Source organism: Curtobacterium sp. MCPF17_002 (genome assembly GCF_003234115.2).
In the GTDB taxonomy this organism is placed as follows: Bacteria; Actinomycetota; Actinomycetes; order Actinomycetales; family Microbacteriaceae; genus Curtobacterium.
Genome location: NZ_CP126251.1, coordinates 2,861,040 through 2,880,839 on the forward strand (window position 1 = coordinate 2,861,040; position 19,800 = coordinate 2,880,839).

At 72.8% G+C, this 19,800-nt stretch carries 17 protein-coding genes; 7 read left to right on the forward strand and 10 right to left on the reverse strand.

Features of this window, described 5'->3' with window-relative positions; genetic code table 11:
• The first annotated feature begins 136 nt into the window (after window positions 1-136).
• Window positions 137-946 carry a TspO-related membrane protein gene (locus tag DEJ28_RS13355; RefSeq protein WP_111115150.1) on the forward strand — a complete coding sequence of 270 codons (810 nt, stop codon included), beginning with the start codon at window positions 137-139 and terminating at the stop codon, window positions 944-946.
• A 134-nt stretch (window positions 947-1,080) separates the two neighbouring features.
• Here the strand turns inward: DEJ28_RS13355 and ald are convergent, their stop codons facing one another.
• The 4 genes from ald to DEJ28_RS13375 form a co-directional block, all read right to left on the reverse strand.
• Window positions 1,081-2,181, reverse strand: a complete 1,101-nt coding sequence (gene ald, locus DEJ28_RS13360) for an alanine dehydrogenase (protein ID WP_111115149.1) — start codon at window positions 2,179-2,181, stop codon at window positions 1,081-1,083.
• A gap of 170 nt (window positions 2,182-2,351) precedes the next feature.
• Entirely contained in the window at window positions 2,352-3,740 is a 1,389-nt protein-coding gene (locus tag DEJ28_RS13365) for an FAD-binding oxidoreductase (protein ID WP_111115148.1), read from the reverse strand.
• A 25-nt stretch (window positions 3,741-3,765) separates the two neighbouring features.
• Window positions 3,766-4,728, reverse strand: a complete 963-nt coding sequence (locus DEJ28_RS13370) for an AraC family transcriptional regulator (RefSeq protein WP_146248826.1) — start codon at window positions 4,726-4,728, stop codon at window positions 3,766-3,768.
• Between the two features lie 48 nt (window positions 4,729-4,776).
• Window positions 4,777-5,739 (reverse strand): sugar-binding transcriptional regulator, encoded by a 963-nt coding sequence (locus DEJ28_RS13375; protein ID WP_284180747.1) that lies wholly within the window; start codon window positions 5,737-5,739, stop codon window positions 4,777-4,779.
• A gap of 180 nt (window positions 5,740-5,919) precedes the next feature.
• On the opposite strand from DEJ28_RS13375, the gene DEJ28_RS13380 reads away from it, so the two are divergent.
• Window positions 5,920-7,668: a glycerol-3-phosphate dehydrogenase/oxidase gene (locus tag DEJ28_RS13380; protein ID WP_111115145.1), complete on the forward strand. Its 1,749-nt coding sequence runs from the start codon at window positions 5,920-5,922 to the stop codon at window positions 7,666-7,668.
• 73 nt (window positions 7,669-7,741) lie between these two features.
• Here the strand turns inward: DEJ28_RS13380 and DEJ28_RS13385 are convergent, their stop codons facing one another.
• Entirely contained in the window at window positions 7,742-8,398 is a 657-nt protein-coding gene (locus tag DEJ28_RS13385) for a histidine phosphatase family protein (RefSeq protein WP_111115144.1), read from the reverse strand.
• Window positions 8,399-8,467: 69 nt separating this feature from the next.
• On the opposite strand from DEJ28_RS13385, the gene DEJ28_RS13390 reads away from it, so the two are divergent.
• A complete protein-coding gene (locus DEJ28_RS13390) occupies window positions 8,468-8,992 on the forward strand; it encodes a DinB family protein (protein ID WP_111115143.1) in 525 nt (174 codons plus the stop codon).
• A gap of 59 nt (window positions 8,993-9,051) precedes the next feature.
• Here DEJ28_RS13390 and DEJ28_RS13395 read toward each other — a convergent pair whose 3' ends face one another.
• Entirely contained in the window at window positions 9,052-10,017 is a 966-nt protein-coding gene (locus tag DEJ28_RS13395; protein ID WP_111115142.1) for a sugar-binding transcriptional regulator, read from the reverse strand.
• A 137-nt stretch (window positions 10,018-10,154) separates the two neighbouring features.
• Between DEJ28_RS13395 and DEJ28_RS13400 the strand changes: the two genes are divergently transcribed.
• The 4 genes from DEJ28_RS13400 (at window position 10,155) to DEJ28_RS13415 (ending at window position 13,761) form a co-directional block, all read left to right on the forward strand.
• Window positions 10,155-10,637 carry a ribose-5-phosphate isomerase gene (locus DEJ28_RS13400; RefSeq protein WP_111115141.1) on the forward strand — a complete coding sequence of 161 codons (483 nt, stop codon included), beginning with the start codon at window positions 10,155-10,157 and terminating at the stop codon, window positions 10,635-10,637.
• Window positions 10,638-10,803: 166 nt separating this feature from the next.
• On the forward strand, window positions 10,804-11,889 hold the full coding sequence (locus DEJ28_RS13405; protein WP_181433671.1) for a LolA family protein: 1,086 nt from the start codon (window positions 10,804-10,806) through the stop codon (window positions 11,887-11,889).
• Window positions 11,886-12,836 carry an ABC transporter ATP-binding protein gene (locus DEJ28_RS13410; RefSeq protein ID WP_111115139.1) on the forward strand — a complete coding sequence of 317 codons (951 nt, stop codon included), beginning with the start codon at window positions 11,886-11,888 and terminating at the stop codon, window positions 12,834-12,836. The genes DEJ28_RS13405 and DEJ28_RS13410 overlap by 4 nt, the downstream gene beginning before the upstream one ends.
• Window positions 12,823-13,761, forward strand: a complete 939-nt coding sequence (locus DEJ28_RS13415; protein WP_258368007.1) for an ABC transporter permease — start codon at window positions 12,823-12,825, stop codon at window positions 13,759-13,761. The genes DEJ28_RS13410 and DEJ28_RS13415 overlap by 14 nt, the downstream gene beginning before the upstream one ends.
• A 67-nt stretch (window positions 13,762-13,828) precedes the next feature.
• On the opposite strand, the gene DEJ28_RS13420 is transcribed toward DEJ28_RS13415, so the two are convergent.
• The 4 genes from DEJ28_RS13420 to DEJ28_RS13435 all read right to left on the reverse strand — a co-directional run bounded on the left by DEJ28_RS13420 (window position 13,829) and on the right by DEJ28_RS13435 (window position 19,697).
• Window positions 13,829-14,890, reverse strand: a complete 1,062-nt coding sequence (locus tag DEJ28_RS13420) for an NADP-dependent oxidoreductase (protein WP_111115138.1) — start codon at window positions 14,888-14,890, stop codon at window positions 13,829-13,831.
• Between the two features lie 182 nt (window positions 14,891-15,072).
• Window positions 15,073-15,987 (reverse strand): metallophosphoesterase, encoded by a 915-nt coding sequence (locus DEJ28_RS13425; protein WP_111115137.1) that lies wholly within the window; start codon window positions 15,985-15,987, stop codon window positions 15,073-15,075.
• 52 nt (window positions 15,988-16,039) lie between these two features.
• Window positions 16,040-18,688 carry an alpha-L-rhamnosidase gene (locus tag DEJ28_RS13430; RefSeq protein ID WP_111115136.1) on the reverse strand — a complete coding sequence of 883 codons (2,649 nt, stop codon included), beginning with the start codon at window positions 18,686-18,688 and terminating at the stop codon, window positions 16,040-16,042.
• Window positions 18,689-18,779: 91 nt separating this feature from the next.
• Window positions 18,780-19,697, reverse strand: a complete 918-nt coding sequence (locus tag DEJ28_RS13435; protein WP_181433670.1) for a helix-turn-helix transcriptional regulator — start codon at window positions 19,695-19,697, stop codon at window positions 18,780-18,782.
• Window positions 19,698-19,800: the final 103 nt, after the last annotated feature.

Sequence of the window (19,800 nt, forward strand, 5' to 3'; positions counted from 1 at the left end):
GCCTGGAGGCGCGTCGCGGGCCCCGCCCCGCGCCTCCAGTCCGCTCGTCCCCCGTCTGCTGGACGTGCGCTGCGCGCCGGTCAGGTGCGTCCGCCTACGGTGCAAGGTCATCAGCATGCTGACGAAAGGGACTGACATGCAAAGGATCTGGAAGCGGATCGCGGTCGCGGTGAGCGCGGTCGTCGCGGTCGTGGGTGCGTTCGTCGGGTCGGGCGCCGCCGGAGGGACTCCGATCCAGGACGCAGCGGGTGGGGCGCTGTCGGCGTCCTCGACAGCCATCGCGCCGGACGGGCCGGCGTTCTCGATCTGGAGCGTCATCTACGTCGGGCTCCTCGCCTACGCCGTCCGCCAGTGCTTCCGCACCGCGGACGACGACCGCCACGCGCGACTCGCGGTGCCCGTCGTGCTGTCGCTCCTGCTCAACGCCGCGTGGATCCTGTCCGTGCAGTTCGGGTTCCTGTGGCTGAGCGAGCCGATCATCGTCGCGCTGCTCGCCGTGCTCGTCTGGACGTTCACGATCCTGCGTCGCACGCGGCCCTCCGGCGTCGTGTCGGCGATCGTCACCGACGGCACGTTCGGGCTCTACCTCGGGTGGGTGTGCGTCGCGACGGCGGCGAACACGGCGGCGGTCCTGACGGCCGCGGGCTTCCGGGGCTTCGGGCTCGGGCAGGACGTCTGGGGCGTGCTCGTCGCCGCGGTGGCCGGGCTCGTCGGGGTCCTGCTCGCGGTGTGGGGTCGAGGGCGCCTGGCGCCGACGGCGTCGCTCGCGTGGGGACTGGCGTGGGTCGCGGTCGCGCGGCTCGACGGGCCGCTCGTGTCGACGCCGACGGCCGTGGCGGCGGTGGTCGCGGCGGCTGCGGCGGTCGTCGTGACCCTCGTGGTGCGGGCGCGCGTCGGGTGGGTCCGCGGGCGCGCGACTGCGGGCGGCGCGGCGCGCGCGGCGTAGGCGCCGGCGGCGGCGACGGAGGCGGCGGCGGCTTTTCGCGCTGAGCGACAGTTCACGCGCGGTTGCGGGCGTGAAGTGTCGGTGAGCGCGAAAGTACGCGGGGCGCAGCCCGCCAGGCGCGCAGCGCGCCCCGCTCAGCGCGCGGCGACCGCCAGCCCGTGCGCGGCCGCGACGGCCTCGTTCACGACGCGCCCCGCGTGCACGTTGACGCCGAGCGCCAGTGCCGGGTCGGCTGCGGTCGCGTCCTCCCAGCCACGGTTCGCGATCGCGACGGCGTACGGCAGCGTCGCGTTCGTCAGCGAGATCGTCGAGGTGCGCGGGACGGCACCGGGCATGTTCGCAACGCAGTAGTACACGGAGTCGTGCACCGCGAAGGTCGGGTCGTCGTGCGTCGTCGGGTGCGACCCCTCGAAGCAGCCGCCCTGGTCGATCGCGATGTCGACGAGCACCGACCCGGGCTGCATGTCCGCGACCATGGCGTCGGTCACGAGCTTCGGTGCGGAGGCCCCCGGGATGAGCACCGACCCGATCACGAGGTCGGCGTCACGCAGGGCCGAGGCGATGGCGTGCGCCGACGACCGCAGCGTCGTGATGCGCCCGTCGAACCGCGCGTCGAGCGCGCGCAGCCGCGGCAGGCTGATGTCGAAGACGGTCACCTCGGCGCCCATCCCGAGCGCGATCGTGGCCGCGTGCTCCCCCGCGACCCCGCCGCCGATGACGACGACGCGGCCCTTCGGCGTGCCGGGGACGCCGCCGAGCAGCAGGCCCCGTCCGCCGTTCGCACGCATGAGGTGGTGCGCGCCGACCTGCGCCGAGAGCCGTCCGGCGATCTCGGACATCGGCGAGAGCAGGGGCAGCGAGCGGTCCGGCAGCTGCACGGTCTCGTACGCGATCGCGGTCGCCCCGGAGCCGATGAGGGCGTCGGTGAGCGGCCGGTCGGCGGCGAGGTGCAGGTACGTGAAGAGGACCTGGCCGGGCCGGATCGAGGCGTACTCCGACGCCACCGGCTCCTTGACCTTCATGATCATCTCGGCGCGCGCCCAGACCGACGCTGCGTCGGGGACGATCGTCGCCCCCGCGGCCTCGTACTCGGCGTCCGGGAAGGACGACCCGTCGCCCGCTCCTGCCTGCACGAGCACCTCGTGGCCGTGCAGCGCCAGCTCGGCGACGCCGGCCGGGGTGGCGGCGACGCGGAACTCGTTGTTCTTGATCTCGGTGGGGACGCCGATGAGCATTGCGGACTCCTTCGTGGGCGGTGCTGTCGTCCCGTCCATTCAGCACCCGATTCGTTACCAGAGCGTTTCCGCCGAACGATCTGGTGGAGATCGGCCGATCCGTCACACGAGATTCGGCGCGGTGCGCATGAGCGCGGTGTGCATGAGCGCGGTGTGCATGAGGGCCCCGCTCAGAAGACCTTGCCCGGATTGAGGATCCCCGCCGGGTCGAACACCCGGCGGATTCCCCGCTGCAACTCGAGCGAGTCGTCGCCGAGCTCGTCACCGATCCACCGCCGCTTGAGCACGCCGACGCCGTGCTCCCCGGTGAGCGTCCCGCCCAGCTCGATCGCCGCGCGGAACATCGCGTCCGCCGCCGCCCAGACGTGCGGGGGCACCTCGTCACCCTCGAACACGAAGTTCGGGTGCAGGTTGCCGTCGCCCGCGTGGGCGACGGTCGGGATCGCGATGCCGTACTCGTGGCCGATCGCCTCGACCCGCGCGAACATCTCGGCGAGCCGGCTGCGGGGCACGGCGACGTCCTCGATGAGCACGCGGCCCCGTGCCTCCATCGCGGGGTGGAACGAGCGGCGGATCGTCAGCAGGCGCTCGCGTTCCGCCGCCGAGCCGGCCAGGTGGACGGTTCCCCCCTCGGCCTGGAGGCGCGGTGCAGCTCCCAGCGCGGCTTCCGTCGCGCCCGGGCCGTCGTACTCGACGAGGAGGAACACCTCACCCGCCGCGGTGCTCCCCACGGTCTGCGCGATGACGTCCGGTCCGAGGTACGCGGCGATGCCCTCGAGGGCGGCGGCGTCGAGCAGTTCCACCGTCGACGGTCGGTCCGTCCCGGTCACGACGACCGCCGCGGCACGGGCGGCGGCCTCGACGGACGGGAACACGGCACCGAGCGTGGCGGGTTCGCCGGCCGGGATCGGCACGAGCCGGACGGTCGCGCCGACGATGACGCCGAGGGTGCCCTCCGACCCGACGAGCAGCGCGGTGAGGTCGAGCCCGGTGACGCCCTTGACGGTCCGGTGCCCGGTGGACACCAGGCGGCCGTCCGCGAGCACGACGTCGAGCCCGAGCACCGCCTCGCGCGTCACGCCGTACTTCACGCATCGCAGGCCGCCGGCGTTCGTGGCGATGTTGCCGCCCACGCTCGCGATCGCCGCACTCGCGGGATCGGGGGCGAACCGGAGCCCGTACGACGCGACGGCGGCGTTCAGGTCGCCGTTGAGCACGCCGGGTTCGACGATCGCGAACTCGTCCTCGGTGGAGACCGCGACGATCCGGTCCATCCGCGCGACGCTGAGCACCACCGAGCCCTCGGTACCGTTCGCGCCGCCGGCCAACCCGGTGCCGGCACCCCGCGGGACGACCGGTACGCGGAGGTCGCTGCAGGTCCGGAGCGTCGCCTGCACCTGCTCGACCGTGCGGGCCTCGACGACGGCCAGCGGGCCACCGGGTGCGGTCCACCCGGACTTGTCGGTCCGCGCGGCGTCGAGCACGGCCGGGTCGGTCAGGACGAGCGTGCCGTCCTGGTCGTCGAGGGCGGACCGGAGGGCGGCGACGACGGTGTCCATACCGCCACGCTACCGATCACCGGTGTCAGCGCGAGCGGAGCGACTCGCTCGGCAGTTCACCGAAGCGGGCGCGGTACGTCGCCGAGAAGCGCCCGAGGTGCCCGAAGCCCCACTCGCGGGCGACGTCCGCCACCGAGGTCTCGTCGCGGTCGCGGCGGATGAGGTCCGCGCGGGCGCCGTCGAGCCGGACACCGCGGAGCAGGTCGCCCGGCGTCTGGTCGAGGTGTCGGCGGAGCGACTGTTGCAGGCCGCGCGGGCTGAGTCCGGCGGCCGCCGCGATCTCCGGCGTGCCGATCGGCTCGCGTGCGTGCTCGTGCACGAACTCGAGTGCCCGGCGGAGACGGTCGTGCTCCGGTCCGGTGCCGTCCACGGCGCCGCGCCACCGGTTGCGCTGGGGGAAGGCCGCGAGCGCCGCGGTGGCGAACGCCTCGGCGATGTCCCGCTGGATGGTCGGGGTGATCTCGTGGTCGACGTCGAGCCAGGTCGAGGAGTAGGAGCGGACCACCGACTGCCATCCGCGCATGCCCTCGGCGGTCGGGCGACGGAGCGCCTCGAACTCGAAGTCGTCCTCGCCGACGAGCGAGCGAACGAAGTCGGTCTGGAGCTGCACGATGTTCATCCCGATGTCGTGGTGGTGCAGCTCGAACGTCTCGGCGTACGGCAGGACGACCGGTACACCGACTTCGAGGTCGTGGTCCTCGCCGGCGTACGTCAGGGTGCTCGATCCGCTCCGCGTCCACGCGACGAGGAACTCGCCGTCGGTCCGGCTGTCCGTGCGCAGGTCGACGAGGAACCGCGACGACCGCAGCGACATCCGGTCGTCGCCGACACCGGCGAAGTCCCAGTGCGCCGTCGGCCGTGTCCGCCGCACCCGCGGCGAACGGAAGTCGTAGTCCCCGCCGAAGAAGGTGAGCGCTTCGTCGACGTCGGTGCCGACGAGACGCCGGAAGTACCGGGTGTCGGTCGAGGGCGGAGAAGTGGGCAGCATGTCCCCGAACGTACCCGCGGCCACTGACGAACTGGATCAGTTCGTGACTCAGGGCTGCAGGATCGCCTGCCCGACACTCTCGTCCAGGATGAGGTCGGTGATGAGCCCGGCGGCCAGTGCGCCCCGCAGCGACGCGGCCTTCGAGCGTCCGGCGACGACGCAGACCCGGCGCGGTGCGCGCTTGATCGTGTCGAGGTCCGGGGCGCCCGCGCGGGCGTTCACGCCGATGTCCTTCCACGACCCGTCGGCGCGGTAGAACACGGTCGAGACGTCACCGACGACCTTGGCCTTCGTGAGTTCGTCGCGGTCCTCGGGGTCGAGGTAGCCGCCGGAGTACACGTGCGACGGCACCGGGGCCTGCGGCGCACCGACACCGAACACGACGAGGTCCATCCGCTCGTGCAGGTCGAGGACGCGACGGATCGAGCGCTCCCGGAACAGGGCCTCCTTCGTCGCGGGGTCGTCGAAGAACGCGGGCACCGGGAACTGCTGCACGAACGCGCCGTACGCCTCACCGAAGCGGCGGAGGATCTCGGACGCGTACACGATGCCCGTCGTCCGGGTGTTCGCGGCGCCGTTGATCTGCACGACGGTCGAGCCGTGCGTGGTCTTCGGCACGAGGTACCGGCTCACCGCACTGACGGTCGAGCCCCAGGAGATGCCGATCACCATGTTCGACTCGACGTACTGCGTGAGGATGCGTGCAGCCGACAGGGCGACGCGCTCGAGCCGGTCGACGTCGCTGGTGTGGTCGGGCACCGGCACGACGTGCGCGTGCACGCCGAAGCGGGAGCGGATGCTCCGGCTGAGCGCGGCGGCCTGGTCGAGGGGCGACCGGATCTGGATGTCGACCAGCCCGGTGTCCCTGGCGTACTTGAGCAGGCGGGACACCGACGAGCGCGAGGTGCCGAGCTCGTCGGCGATCGCGTCCATGGTCAGGTCCTGCAGGTAGTACAGGTGCGCGGCGCGCAGCGCTTGCTGGGTGCGCATCGGTTGCGCAGCATCACTCATGGGAACCGAGCATGCACGGACGTGCACGGCCTCTGCAACCCCTGTCGCGCCTCCAGACCCGCTCCGGAGCCACGCCGACACGTGTGCTGCACGTTCGTGCACGCGAGTTGCCCGACCTCTCACCCGAGGCGCACGATCGGTGTCGAACACAACGAACCGACCAAGGAAGCGACGCAGCAGATGTCGAAGAAGACGCAGCCCCGGAACACGGTGAACGCGCTCACGGAGCGCCCGAACGCACAGGTCCTCGTCGTCGGTGGCGGCATCAACGGCATCGCCACCTTCCGCGACCTCGCCCTGCAGGGGGTCGACGTCGCCCTCGTGGAGCGCGGCGACTACGCCTCGGGTGCCTCGTCCGCCTCGAGCCACATGATCCACGGCGGCATCCGGTACCTCGAGAACGGCGAGTTCCGCCTCGTCCGCGAGAGCGTGCAGGAGCGCAACGGACTCATCCGCATCGCGCCGCACTACGTGAAGCCGCTGCAGACGACGATGCCGATCTTCTCGACGTTCTCCGGCATCATGAACGCCCCGCTGCGGATGCTCACGCACAAGCAGCGCTCCACGAAGGAGCGTGGCGCGATGCTCATCAAGATCGGCATGACGATCTACGACTCCTTCTCGCGCGACGGCGGCTCCGTCCCGAAGCACGTCTTCCGCACGAAGAAGGCCGCGCTCGAGGACATGCCGGCGCTCAACAAGGACCTGAAGTACACGGGCACCTACTACGACGCGAGCGTGCACGAGCCCGAGCGCCTGGCCCTCGACGTCCTCAAGGACGGTCTGGCCGCCGGCTCCGGCACGGGTGCTGCGAGCACCGCGCGCGCCACGAACTACGTCGAGGCCGCGGGCACCCGTGACGGCGGCGTCCTGCTCCGCGACCGCGAGACCGGCGCCGAGTTCGTCTTCACGGCCGACGTCGTCATCAACGCCTCCGGCCCCTGGACCGACCTGACGAACGAGGCGTTCGGCGGCGAGACGAAGTTCATGGGCGGCACGAAGGGCTCCCACATCGTCGTCGACAACCCCGAGCTGCTCGAGGCGACGAAGGGCCGCGAACTGTTCTTCGAGAACAACGACGGCCGCATCGTCCTCATCTACCCGCTCAAGGGCCGGGTCCTCATCGGCACGACCGACATCGACGCCGACCCGTCGAAGCCGGTCACCACGACCGACGAGGAGATCGACTACTTCTTCGGACTCGTCAAGCACGTGTTCCCGCAGATCGACGTCACCCGCGACCACATCGTCTACAGCTACTCCGGCATCCGCCCGCTCCCCCGTCACGAGGACACCGCCCCCGGCTTCGTGTCCCGCGACTACCGGATCGTCGACACCCCGATCGCCGGACTGCCGAAGAGCACCGTCCTGTCGCTCGTCGGTGGCAAGTGGACCACCTTCCGCGCGCTCGCCGCGCACCTCTCCACCGAGGCCACGCAGAAGCTCGGCGTGGACCGCACGGTCGACACCACCGGCATGGCGATCGGCGGCGGCAAGGACTACCCCACGACCGACGCCCAGCGTGCGCTGTGGATCAGGTCGCACCGCGACGGGCTCGACGAGTCGATCGTCGAGGGGCTGCTCGAGCGCTACGGCACCCGTGCGGCCGAGGTCGTGGACGTCCTGGTCGACGGCCCCGTCGAGCCGCTCGAGTCCGAGCCGACGCTCACCCGGGCCGAGGTCGCGTACTTCGCCCGCCACGAGCAGGCCGTGCACCTGATCGACGTGGTGCTGCGTCGCACGAACCTCGCGTTCGTCGGCGGTGTCACGATCGACCTGCTCGACGAGCTGGCCGACGTGCTCGCCGAGACCCTCGGCTGGACGCAGGAGGAGCGCGCGGACGAGGTCCAGCGCACGCTCGACGTCCTGCGCGAGTCGCACGGGGTCATCGTGCCCCTGACGGCCGCGTCGGCGTCGCAGCTCGCGTAGTACACGCGACCGACCACGGACTGGAGGCGCGGTGCCAGCTGGCACCGCGCCTCCAGTCCGTTCGCTGGTCGCGTCAGAACCGCTCGCCCGTGGGGTCCTGCGCCGTCCGGTCGATGAGCTCCTCGCCGCCGACGGGCTCGCCCTCCCAGTCGACCAGGCGCCAGCCGTCCGCGAACGACCCCTCGAGCTCGACGATGCCGGTGTTCTCGAGGTTGCGCTTCGTGCCGAACTCGTCCGGGGTGTTGTGCGCGGCCGCGCTCGACCACGTCCGGATCGCCGCTCCGTGACTGACCGCCGCCGCGACCTCGACCCCGCTCGCCTCGATGCGACGGATCGCGTCGTCGTAGCGGGCGAAGAACTCGTCGCCGCTCTCGGCTCTGGGCATCCGCGTGCTGCGGTCGCCCGCCGACCAGCCGTGCACCGTCGAGATGTACATCTGCACGGACACCTTGTCGCTCTTGCCCTGGGTGTCGCCGGCCTCGATCTCGCGGAGGCCGGGGAGCACCACCGGCTCGAGGCCGAGCGCGGCGGCGAGGGGTGCCGCGGTGACCTGCGTCCGGACCATCGTCGAGGTGAAGAGCCGCTCGATGCCCCGGTCCGCGAGGGCGGCCGGGAGCGCGTCGGCCTGCCGCTGCCCGAGCTCCGTCAGGCCGGGACCGGGCACCTCGGCGTCGAGGACGCCGTGCACGTTCGCGGGGGTCTGGCCGTGGCGGATGAGCAGCAGTCGCATGGAGCCACCCTACGGAACACCGCCGACGCGGGCGGCGCGGGCGGCGCGGGCGCCCCGTAGCATCGCGACATGGCGATCGAACCCGAGACGAAGAACTGGACCTGGGTCATCGAGGCCGCGTGCCCGGAGTGCGGCTACGACGGCAGCGCGGTGACGATCCGCGACGTGCCGGGCATCATCGAGGCGAACGCCTCGGCGTGGCCCGCCGTGCTCGGCCGCGACGACGTCCACGAGCGCCCCGACGACCACACGTGGTCTCCGCTCGAGTACGGCGCACACGTCCGCGACGTGCACCGGAAGATGGCGGAGCGGCTCGCGCTCATGCTCGCCGAGGACGCTCCGACCTTCGCGAACTGGGACCAGGACGCCACGGCGGTCGACGACCGCTACGGCGAGCAGGACCCCGCGGTGGTCGCCCGCGAACTCGGCGAGGCAGCGCACCGTGCGGCGAGGGCGTTCGACGACGTCCGCGACGACCAGCTCGAGCGCACCGGCCTCCGGTCCGACGGCAGCGCCTTCACGGTCGCGACCCTCGCCACGTACTACGCGCACGACCCGGTGCACCACCTCTGGGACGTGCGGCGCACGCAGTAGCGGACACGCCTGACGGCCTGGAGGCGCGTGGCGGCGCCGTCACGCGCCTCCAGGCCGGTTCAGGCGAGCGCGTCGAGCAGGGCGCGCGCCGTCGCGGCGTCCGTCACCAGCTCGTTGACGAGCCCACCGCGCACCGCGCCGACGATGCTCGGCACCTTGGACGCGCCGACCGCCACCCCGACGGCGTGCGGGACGGCGGCGAGCAGCTCGCGCGAGGTCCGCACCATCCGGTCGCTCCCGGGGAACTCGATCGCCGAACCGTCGGCCGCGTAGAAGTTGAGGGAGACGTCGCCGGCGGCCCGGTCGAACACGGCGTCCTCGACGGGGACGCCCCGGGCGAGCGCGTCACGGGTCGGGGTCGGGGCGCCGATGCCGAGGATCGCGCCCTTCGCCCGGCCCCAGAGCCCGACGACGTGCTGGAAGGCGGGGTCCTCGTCGAGCGAGGAGCGCATCGCCGGCGACGGCAGCGCCTGGGCGAAGAGGAACGCCGGGATCGCTCCCGAGTGCTCGGCGGCGGTGCGGGTGATCTCGTTGGTCTGGAACCACGGCATCGGGTCAGCCTGACCACCCACCGTCGGGACGAGCTGGACGCCGGCCAGTGGCGGCATGCCGGCGCGGGCGACGTCGTGGACGGTGCGACCCGAGGACATGAGGACGGCGTCGCCGGGCACGAGCGCCATCCCCTCGATCGCGGCGGCGAGCGGCGCGGCGAGGTCGGCGCCGAGGGTGGCTGTGTGGGTGACGGCGGCGAGGTGGACCGCCCGGAGGCCGAGCACGACCTGCAGCCGCTCCGCGAGGGCGACGGTCTCGTCCTGGAAGGGGTCGACGACCTCGATGCGGACGAGCCCGGCCTTCCGGGCCTCGGCCACGAGCCGGCTCACGGTCGGGCGGGAGACCCCGAGGCGCGAGGCGATCTCGACCTGGGTGGCGTCCTCGAGGTAGTACATCCGGGCCGCCTGGTAGACGGTGTCGAGCGGGAAGCGGGTCCGGGAACCCTCCACGCCGGCGGTGCTCTCGGAGGACATGCGGCGGGACCCTTCGTCTCGATCGGACACCGCGATCGTAGTCCGGACACCCGGCAGAAATGCTGTTCTGGACGATTGTTCCGCGGTGTAGCCTCGATGGGGAGCCGCGCGCTGCGGCAGAACCGGAGGGTGAACGCATGACGTACCGTCTCGTGATCGGGTCCGACGACGCCGGGTTCGACTACAAGGAGATCATCAAGGCCGACCTGCAGCAGGACGACCGGGTCGCCTCGGTCGTCGACGTCGGGGTGGACGCCGACGGGCACACCGCCTACCCGCACGTCGCGGTCGACGCCGCCCGACTCGTCGCGAACGGCGAGGCCGACCGGGCGATCCTGATCTGCGGCACCGGACTCGGTGTGGCGATCAGCGCGAACAAGGTCCCCGGGATCCGGGCGGTCACCGCGCACGACTCGTACTCGGTGGAACGGTCGGTCCTCTCGAACGACGCCCAGGTCCTCTGCATGGGGCAGCGCGTGGTCGGCGTGGAGCTCGCGCGGCGTCTCGCGAAGGAGTGGCTCGGCTACGAGTTCGACCGCTCCTCGGCCAGTGCCGAGAAGGTGCAGGCCATCTGTGAGTACGACGGCAGCGCGCCGGCCGGGGTCGACGCGCAGGCGTAGCGCTCCCGCTCCGCGGCGCCTCATCCCCCGGTCGAGCGGGATCATCCTCGCGGCGGACGACGTCGGCACACGCACGAGCGATCGTGGGAACACGACGACGTCCAGGGTCCTGTCGGGGGCCGGACGTACCGTACCCACGACTCCGATGCTCCACGAGGGGAACCCGATGAAGAAGTCAGCCTGGCTGCCAGCAGTCATCGCGCCGGTCGTGGTGGCCGCCGCCGTCGCCGTCGCCGCGCCGATGATCGCGAACGCCGCGAACGACCCGATCGCAGGGACGGACCCGAGCGCCGCCGACGTCATCGCCAGCATCGCGAAGTCCTCCGACGCGCAGTACTCCGGCAAGCTCGTGCAGACGAGCGACCTCGGTCTCCCCGAGCTCCCGACCGGCTCGGGCGGTTCCTCGCTCGAGGGGAACGCCTCAGACGTGCTCGGACTCCTCACCTCGTCGCACACCGCCCGCGTCTACGTCGACGGCGCCGACAAGCAGCGCGTCCAGTTGCTGCAGCAGCTCGCCGAGCAGGACGTCGTCCGCAACGGGTCCGACGTCTGGACCTGGGACTCGAAGGAGCGGACGGCCACGCACGTCACCCTGCCGAAGGACGCCGCCAAACCCGAGGACGGCACCACCACACCGGCCGAGATCGCCGAACGCGCCGTCCAGGGCATCACTCCGACCACGAAGGTGTCGAAGCCGACCGAGGTCCGCGTCGCCGGGCAGGACGCCTGGCAGATCACGCTGACCCCCAAGTCCTCCGGCACGCTCGTCGGCGCCGTGCGCCTGGCGGTCGACCAGCAGACGGGGCTCCCGCTCCGCGCCACGATCGAGGCGGCGGGCCAGGACGACCCGGCCGTGCAGGTCGGCTTCACCAGCCTGTCCTACGGCGCCCCGGCCGCGCGACTCTTCGACTTCACGCCGCCGGCGAACGCGAAGGTGGAGACGAAGGACCTGTCCGACGCCGGCGCGCACGCGAAGGGCGACGCCGACCACCACCGCACCGACGGCAGCGCCACGGGCGCCGACCCGACCTTCACCGGCAAGGGCTGGAGCACGATCGCCGAACTCCCCGCCGGGACGGTCGACCGGTCCGGCCTGGGCGACGACGCCTCGGGCCTCCTGAACCAGGTGACGAAGGCCGTCGACGGCGGCCGAGCGGTCCAGACGTCGCTCGTGTCGGTGTACCTGACCGACGACGGCCGTGTCCTCGCGGGTGCCGTGCCGGTGTCCGCGTTGGTCGCCGCCGCCAAGTGAGCACGACCGCACCCGACCTCGCGATCCGCACCACCGGGCTGGCGAAGGTCTTCCGCAAGCAGCGCGCGGTCGACGGCATCGACCTCGCCGTCCCCCGCGGCGCCGTCTTCGGGTTCCTCGGGCCGAACGGCTCCGGCAAGACGACCACGATCCGGATGCTGCTCGGCCTGTCGAGCGCGACCGGCGGCAGCATCGAGCTGCTCGGACGGTCGATGCCGAAGGCGTTGCACGACGTCCTGCCCCGGGTCGGTGCGCTCGTCGAGGGTCCGGCGTTCTACCCGTACCTCTCCGGCCGGGCGAACCTCCTCCGCTTCGACGCCGCCGACCCCACCTCGGACCCGCGCACCCGGAAGGACCGCGTGGCGAGCGCCCTCGACCGCGTCGGGCTGACCCACGCCGCCGACAAGAAGGCGCACGCGTACTCGCTCGGCATGAAGCAGCGGCTGGGCCTCGCGAACGCCCTGCTCGCACCGCGGGACCTGCTCGTGCTCGACGAACCGACGAACGGCCTCGACCCGCAGGGCACGCGCGAGGTCCGGAACCTCATCCGCTCCCTCGCCGACGACGGCACGACGGTGTTCGTGTCGAGTCACCTGCTCGCCGAGATCGAGCAGGTGTGCACCCACGCCGCCGTGATGCGGACGGGCAAGCTCGTCGCGCAGGGCTCGATGGACGAGCTCCGGTCCTCCGGTGCCCGCACGGTGACGGTCCGCACGCCGGACCTCGGCCAGGCCGGCACGGTCCTGACGCGCCTCGGCCTGACCCCGCGGCACGACGGCGGAGCGGACGTGCTCGTCGCGGACCTGCCCCACGAGGTCCTGCCCGAGACGATCACCGCCGAGCTCGTGCGTGCGGACGTCCGGGTGCGCGGACTGACCGTCGGCGGGGGCACCCTCGAGGACCTCTTCGTCGCACTCACCGGGGAGGGATTCGATGTCGCAGCCTGAGACCTCCACCGGTACCGCCGACAGCACCGCCGACGGCACCGCCGGCCCGGTCACCGCCACCGCAGGTCCCGACGCCGCGGCCGCCGGGAACCCCGCGCCGATCGCCCGTCGCCAGCGACCCTTCGCGCTCCTCGGGTCCGAACTCGCCCTGGTCTTCCGCCGACGCCGCACCTGGGCGATGCTCGGCGCGCTCGGCCTCGTCCCGATCCTCATCGCCGTCGCGGTCCGTCTCACCACGTCGGGTGACGACGGCGGTCCGGCGTTCCTCGGCGACATCACGAACAACGGCCTGTTCGTGTCGTTCACCGCACTGACGGTCTCGATCCCGCTGTTCCTGCCGCTCACCGTCGGGGTCGTCGCGGGCGACACGGTCGCGGGCGAGGCGAGCCACGGCACCATCCGGTACCTGCTCGTCGCGCCCACCGGTCGCGTCCGGTTCATCCTCGTGAAGTACGCGGGAGCCGTGGCGTTCTGCCTCGCGGCCACGCTCCTCATCGTGCTCGTCGGCGCGGCGATCGGCGCGGTGCTGTTCCCGATCGGCCCGGTGACCCTGCTGTCGGGCACGCAGGTGGACGGCTGGTCGTACGCCGGCCGCGCCCTCCTCCTCGCGCTCTACGTCACGCTGTCGATGCTCGGGCTGTCGGCGATCGGGCTGTTCGCGTCGACGCTGACGAGCGTGCCGGTCGGGGCGATGGCCTCGACGGTCGTCCTCGCCGGGGCGTCACAGGTGCTCGACCAGCTGCCGCAGCTCGACTGGCTGCACCCGTACCTGTTCTCGCACCAGTGGCTCGCGTTCGGGGACCTGCTCCGCGACCCGATCGCGTTCGACTCCTTCGGGTCGAACGCCCTGCTGCAGCTCGGCTACGTCGTGGTCTTCGGCGCGCTGGCCTACAGCCGGTTCGCCACGAAGGACATCCTGAGCTGAGCCGGGCGGCCGCCCGCAGAGGCGAGCAGGGCGGCCGCCCGCAGCAGGCGAGCAGGCCGGGCCGCGCTCAGCTGGCCGGGCTGGCCGTCCCGCCCGCCATCGTCTCGGTGTCGCTGCCCCGGTCGTCGGCGTACCGGTCGCGCAGGTCACGGGCCTTCTCGGACCGGTACCAGTCCAGCCGCGCCCCGGTCTCGACCGGCTGCATGCCGACGACGACCTTCCCGCGGGAGTGCATCTCGGCCAGGTCCTCGTACGCGTCCACGATGTACTCGAACGGGTAGTAGCCCGAGATGAGCACCTGGACGCGACGGTCCTCGACGGCCTTCGCGAGCATCGTGAGGTTCTCCATCGCCTCGACGTCTCCGGAGGGGGCGCGCAGGTACCGGATCTCGACGTCGCGGCGCTCCTCGGAGGACACGTACCGCCCGTCGTCGATGCCGAGCGCCGCCGCGAGGGCCTTCGAGGGCGCGTCGCCGTGGTTGTCGATGAACGCGGTGATCGGCCGTCCGTCGGCGATCTCGCGGATCCGGCCCTCCTCGCCGTCGCCGTACACGACGGGCAGGGTGCCGATCTGCCGCAGGTAGTCGTGGTTCCGCGCGCTGCCGAGGGCGATCACCGTGGCCCCGGCGTCGTGGGCGAGCTGGCACTCGATGTGCCCGACCCCGCCGGCCGCCGCGCTGATCACGACGGTGTCCTCCGGTCCGAGCTTGAGGTCCCGCACGATCGTGACCGCGGTGCACCCGGCGAGGTACAGACCGCCGGCGACCTCCCACCCGACGTGCGTCGGCTTGATGATGACGACCTCGCGCGGCACCCGGATCCAGGTCGCGTGCGCGCCGCCCTCGGGGGCGTGCCCCATTACCTCGTCGCCGACCCGGATCCCCTTCACCGCGGAGCCCTTCGCCCGGACGATGCCGGCGAAGTCGACGCCCTGGTGCGCCGGGAAGTCGAGCTCGATGTGGTCGCGGAGCCGACCCTCGCGGAGGAACCGCTCGATGTGGTTCAGCCCGGCCGCGATGATCTCGACGACGACGTCGCCGGGCCCGGGTTCCGGACGTTCCTGGGGGACGAGCTCGACGACGTCGAAGTCGCCGTACCGGTCGTACTGGACTGCACTGCCGATCCGCATGGGGTGCTCCTTCGCTGGAGAGGTGCACCCGGCCTACTCGGAGTTCCCGGATGCAACCCGAACGCGCGGGGTACCAGCGCACCCGCCCCCGGTGGTGCGGCTGGGACTCTCGACGTGCCCACCTGCTGCCTGGAGGCGCGGGGCGGGGCCGCCGGCGCGCCTCCAGGCCGGTGGTCAGCGCGTCAACGACCCGTGGACGCGCTGATGATGCGGGTCACCGTCTCCGCGTCGAAGTGGAACGCGAGGGGATCGGCGCCCGGTCGTGGAACGCGGAACGGGGTGGACCAGACGGAGCCGTCCTCGGCGACGTCGACGACGAGGGCGCCCGCGTCGACGTGCGCGGACTCCTCGGACCAGGGTCCGGTCACGTCGGTGTCGTTCGCGACACCCGGGGCGACGAGGACGGGCACCCCCGCGAGCGAGCCGGCGAAGTGGTGGTGGTAGTGCCCGGCGAGGACCACCCGGACGTCGGACCCGCGGATCGCGTCGGCGAGCGCCTCAGGGTTCCGCAGCTTGAGCGCGTCGTGCAGGGCGGTCGGCGCCGGCAGCGGCGGGTGGTGCAGGACCACGACGGTGCCGTGCGGTGCGGGCGCACCGGCGAGCGCCGCGCGGAGCCGCTCGAGGGACGAGTCGTCGAGCTCGCCGTACCCGGCCCCCGGCACGCTCGTGTCGACGGTGACGATGCGCCGACCGGCGACGACGGACTGCCCCCACACCGGGACCGTCGGCGGGTGGTACTCCAGGGTGTGCGCGAGCGGCCGACCGCCCTCGCCGAGGACGTGCCCGTTCGCGAGCACCTGCCGGAACCCCTCGCGGAGGTCGTGGTTGCCCGGCACGGTGACCAGCGCCGCGCCGTGTCGTTCCGCCCAGCCGCCGACGCGCTCGAGCACGGCGGCGTACGACTCCGGGCTGCCGTCCTCGGAGACGTCGCCGGACACGACGACCAGGCCGACCCCGGGCACGTCGTCGGCCCGGGCGAGGACGCGCTCGAGCGCTGCCGTGGTGTCGACGGAGCCCTGGTGGAGGGCACCGTCGCCCGTCAGGTGGGTGTCGGAGAGGTGGAGGACGCGGAGGGTCCCCGGTGCGGGCGGCTGCATGCGGGCCACGCTAGCCGGGCGCCGAGGTGTTGGCGGCGCTCCCCCGCTGACGTCAGCGGAGCGTGTGCGTGCCCGCGCCGAGGGTCTCGGTACGGCCCGACGGCAGCCGGACGTCGGCGGTGGTCCCGGGCGGTACCGTCACCTCGAGCTCGACGGCTCCGCCGAGGTCGCCTGCTCCTCGGAGGTCGCCTGCTCCTCGGAGGTCGCCGGCTCCTCGGAGCAGATGCCAGCGGACGCCGGCTCTGCCGTACGGCGTCGCGACCGAGCACGACGCCGATCCCACCGGACCGCACACCGCCGGCGCGACGGTGAACCGGCGCCATCCGGGCTCGACGAGCCGGATGCCCGCGACGTACCCGGTCAGCCAGTCGTCCACCGTTCCGAGGAAGAAGTGCCCGTGTGAGCGCGCGGCGAGGTCCCAGTGCTCGAACGTCGACGTCGCGCCGGCTCCTCGCCAGGCACCCCACGACGGTGCGGTCGTCTGCCGTGCCACGGCGAGCGCCAGGTCGCCGTACCCGGCGTCGGTGAGGACCGGCAGCAGCCACTTCGTGCCGATCGCCCCGGTGTCGAGGTGGTCCCCGCGTGCACGGACGTCGGCGGCGAGTCCGGCGGCGATCGACGCCCGCAGCGACGGCTCCTCGACGACGTCGAACGCGAGGGCGAGGACCTGGTGCGACTGCCGGAAGCCCGCGTCGCGCGGCCCGCGGACGACCCCGTCCACGACGAACTCGCGTGCGAACGCGGCGCGGACCTCGGCGGCCGCGGAGACCGCCCACGAGGCGTCACGGCCGAGGACCTCGTCGATCCGAGCGACCGTGTCGAGGATCCGCACGAGGAACGCGGTCGCCGGCACGCGGGAGTCCTCCGGCGGGTTGCCGCCACCGGGGTCTGTCCCGGGAGCGACCCAGTCGCCGAGGATCGTGTCCGCGATGCCGCCGGGCGACCGCGACAGCTCGAAGCGCGCGTACCCCTCGATCGTGTCGACGTGCCGTTCGAGCACGGTGGGGTCGCCCGTGTGTCGGTAGAGGTCCCACGGCACGGTGACCAGTGCCGCGTGCCACACCGGTGCCCGGGTGTCGACGCCGAACACCCCGGCGTTCGGGGCGATGAGCGCGGGCGGGTGACCCGGCACGACGGTCTCGGCGAGGTCCTCGACCCACTTCGTCAGGACGCCGGCCGTGTCCACGTTGGTGAGGAACATGTCGGCCCCGACGGCGGCGTCACCGGTCCAGCCGTTCTTCTCGTACTTCGGTGTGTCCGTCGGGTAACCGTGGAGGTTGTTCTCCACGGTGTGCATCGTCGCGTCGTGGATCCACTGGAGCAGGTCGTCGTCGACGGTGAACGTGCCCGTGCGAGCGGCATCGGTCCGGACGACGCAGGCCGTCACGTCCGCCGCGGACGGCGCGCCGGGCCACCCGGACAGCTGCATGTGACGGAAGCCCTTGTAGGAGAACCGCGGCTCCCAGACGACCGCGTCCTCGTCGAGCGTCACCTCGTCGGTCTGGAACCCGTCCTCGAAGTAGTGCTTCTCGTCGTCGGCGTTCGGCAGGCCGTCGGCGCGGAGCCGTTCGCCGTACCGCACGCGGACCGTCGCTCCGGGGCTCCCAGCGGGCAGACGCAGCCGCACCCACCCCGCGACCACGCGGGGGAACGTGACGACCCACTCGCCGGGCGCCGCCTCGACGACCGCGGTCGGGGCGAGTTCCTCGACGACGCGGATCGGCTGTTCGAGCCGTGCCTGCAGCCGTCCGGCGGGCCCGGTCACCACGGTCGCCGGGACCGCCGGCTCCGCGAGGGGCCGGCCCCGGCGCCGGCGGAGGTCGTGGACCTCGCCGCCGTACAGGTCGTCCAGGAGGATCGTCCCGCGTCGAGCGCCCCAGTCACCCCCGGTGCGGATCACCTGCACCCCGCCGTCGGCCCGCTCGAGCCGCAGGACCGCCCGGACGCGTGGTTCGGCGTGCCACGGCGCGCGTTCCCACGCCCAGACGTTCGCGTTCGTCATGCCGAAGAACCCACGGCCCAGCTCGAGCTCCAGATCGTGGGCGGTGCCGTCGGCGAGCGCGGCGGTGAGGTCGTGCAGGACGACCTGGACCCGCCGGTCCCAGTGCGTGGTGGTCGGCGAGAGCACCTCGTCGGTCGCGAGCGCATCGTCCACCCGGACGTCGACGTGCCCGCCGGCGGCGACCGCCAGGAGCGCGCGGACGACCGGCGCCCCGGCGGGCACGACCCTCGACAGCAGCGGGGCCGCGAGGGAACCGTCGACGGAGCGTTCGCGAGGACTCGCGGGGTCGCCTGCGGGGACCGCCGGCGACGCGGTGACCCACTCGGCACCGGACCAGTCGTCCGCAGCGTCGGGTGCGGGGGTGAACGTGCCACGTGCGGTGTCGACCGTCGTGCCGGACTCGATCCGGGCCTCCCAGGCGAGTCGGTGCCACGGTGCGAACCGCAGGCCGCGCGGGGAACGCAGCCACGGGCGGTCGGTCGCGATGCGTCCCGAGTCCCAGACGGTCTCGCTGCCGTCCACCACCACGACCCGGACGGCCGTCTGCGGGCCGGGGCCGGCGGGTCGCCACGCGAACCGGACGGTCTCGCTGGCCGTCCCGATCGGGTCACGGTGTCCGTCGACCTCGCCGTGTCCGTCGCCGTTGTCGTTGCCGTTGCCGTTGCCGTTGCCGTTGGCAGCGCTGTCCAGGAGCACCATCGGACCTCCCCGTCCGGCGCATCGTCACGCTCGGTCCGGCCTGAAACGATTCACTGTGACAGGGTGCGTTGTCAAGCCCGACCGCGAGGCGTCAGGGTCGGATCACGTCACGCCCGTAGCGGCTCGGCGGGACCCCGAACGCGGCGCGGAACACCCGCGAGAAGTACAGCTGGTCGGCGAACCCGACCGCACGGGCGACCTCGCCGATCCGCAGTCCGGTGGTCCGGAGCAGGTCGGCGGCCTCGCGCATGCGGGCGTCCCGGACCCACGCGGAGACGGACGCTCCGAGGTGCGCCGTGAAGAGCCGGCCGGCGGTCGAGGGGCTGCAGTCGCCGGCCGCAGCGATCTCGGCGACCGACAGCGGCCGGTCGAGGTGCTGCGCGACGAAGGCCGTCATCGCCTCGAGCGCGACCGGGACCCCGCCGTCCGCCCCGCCGTTCGCGGCCACGCCTGATGTGCCCGACGCCGTGCCCGACGCCGTGCTCGCCGCCGTGGTCACCGCCGTGATCACCGCCGCCTCGGCGGTGAACAGCGCCCCGAGCGAGCGGAGCACCGGCTCCTCCACGTCGGTCTCGCCGAACCGCTCGACCGCGTACCGGCCGAGTGAAGCGATCCGGCGCGCCGTGGCGGACGACGCCGCGCTGGACACCGGCACCCCGCGGTCCCCCGACCGGTCCGGCGACCGGTACAGCTCGTCGCCGGGCTGGTGCGCGACGAGCGGGAGCACCGGCGGTCCGTGTCGGTGCCGCGGGACGACGTGCACCGTCCCGAGCCGGAACGGCGCGTGGTCGTCGGCGACGTACTCGACGTCGTGGTCCCAGGGCAGCCGGAGCACCGAGCCCGCCTCGAGCGTGAACGTCCGTCCCGTCGACCGGACGGTCCCGGTGCCGCCGAGGACCCAGAGGAAGCACAGGCTCATCACCCGTTCGTGGCGGATGCGCTCGCGGGCCCGGAAGCGGTACCAGTTCGCCCAGACCACCGCCGGCCCGCCGGGTTCGTCCGTGTCCATGGCGTCCTCCTCGGAAGCGCTCGACGTCGAGGGCACGGTAGCGCACCTGACCGGATCGTCCATGTTCTGCACCACCGCCCCATGTCGTCGCCTCGACGCCCGG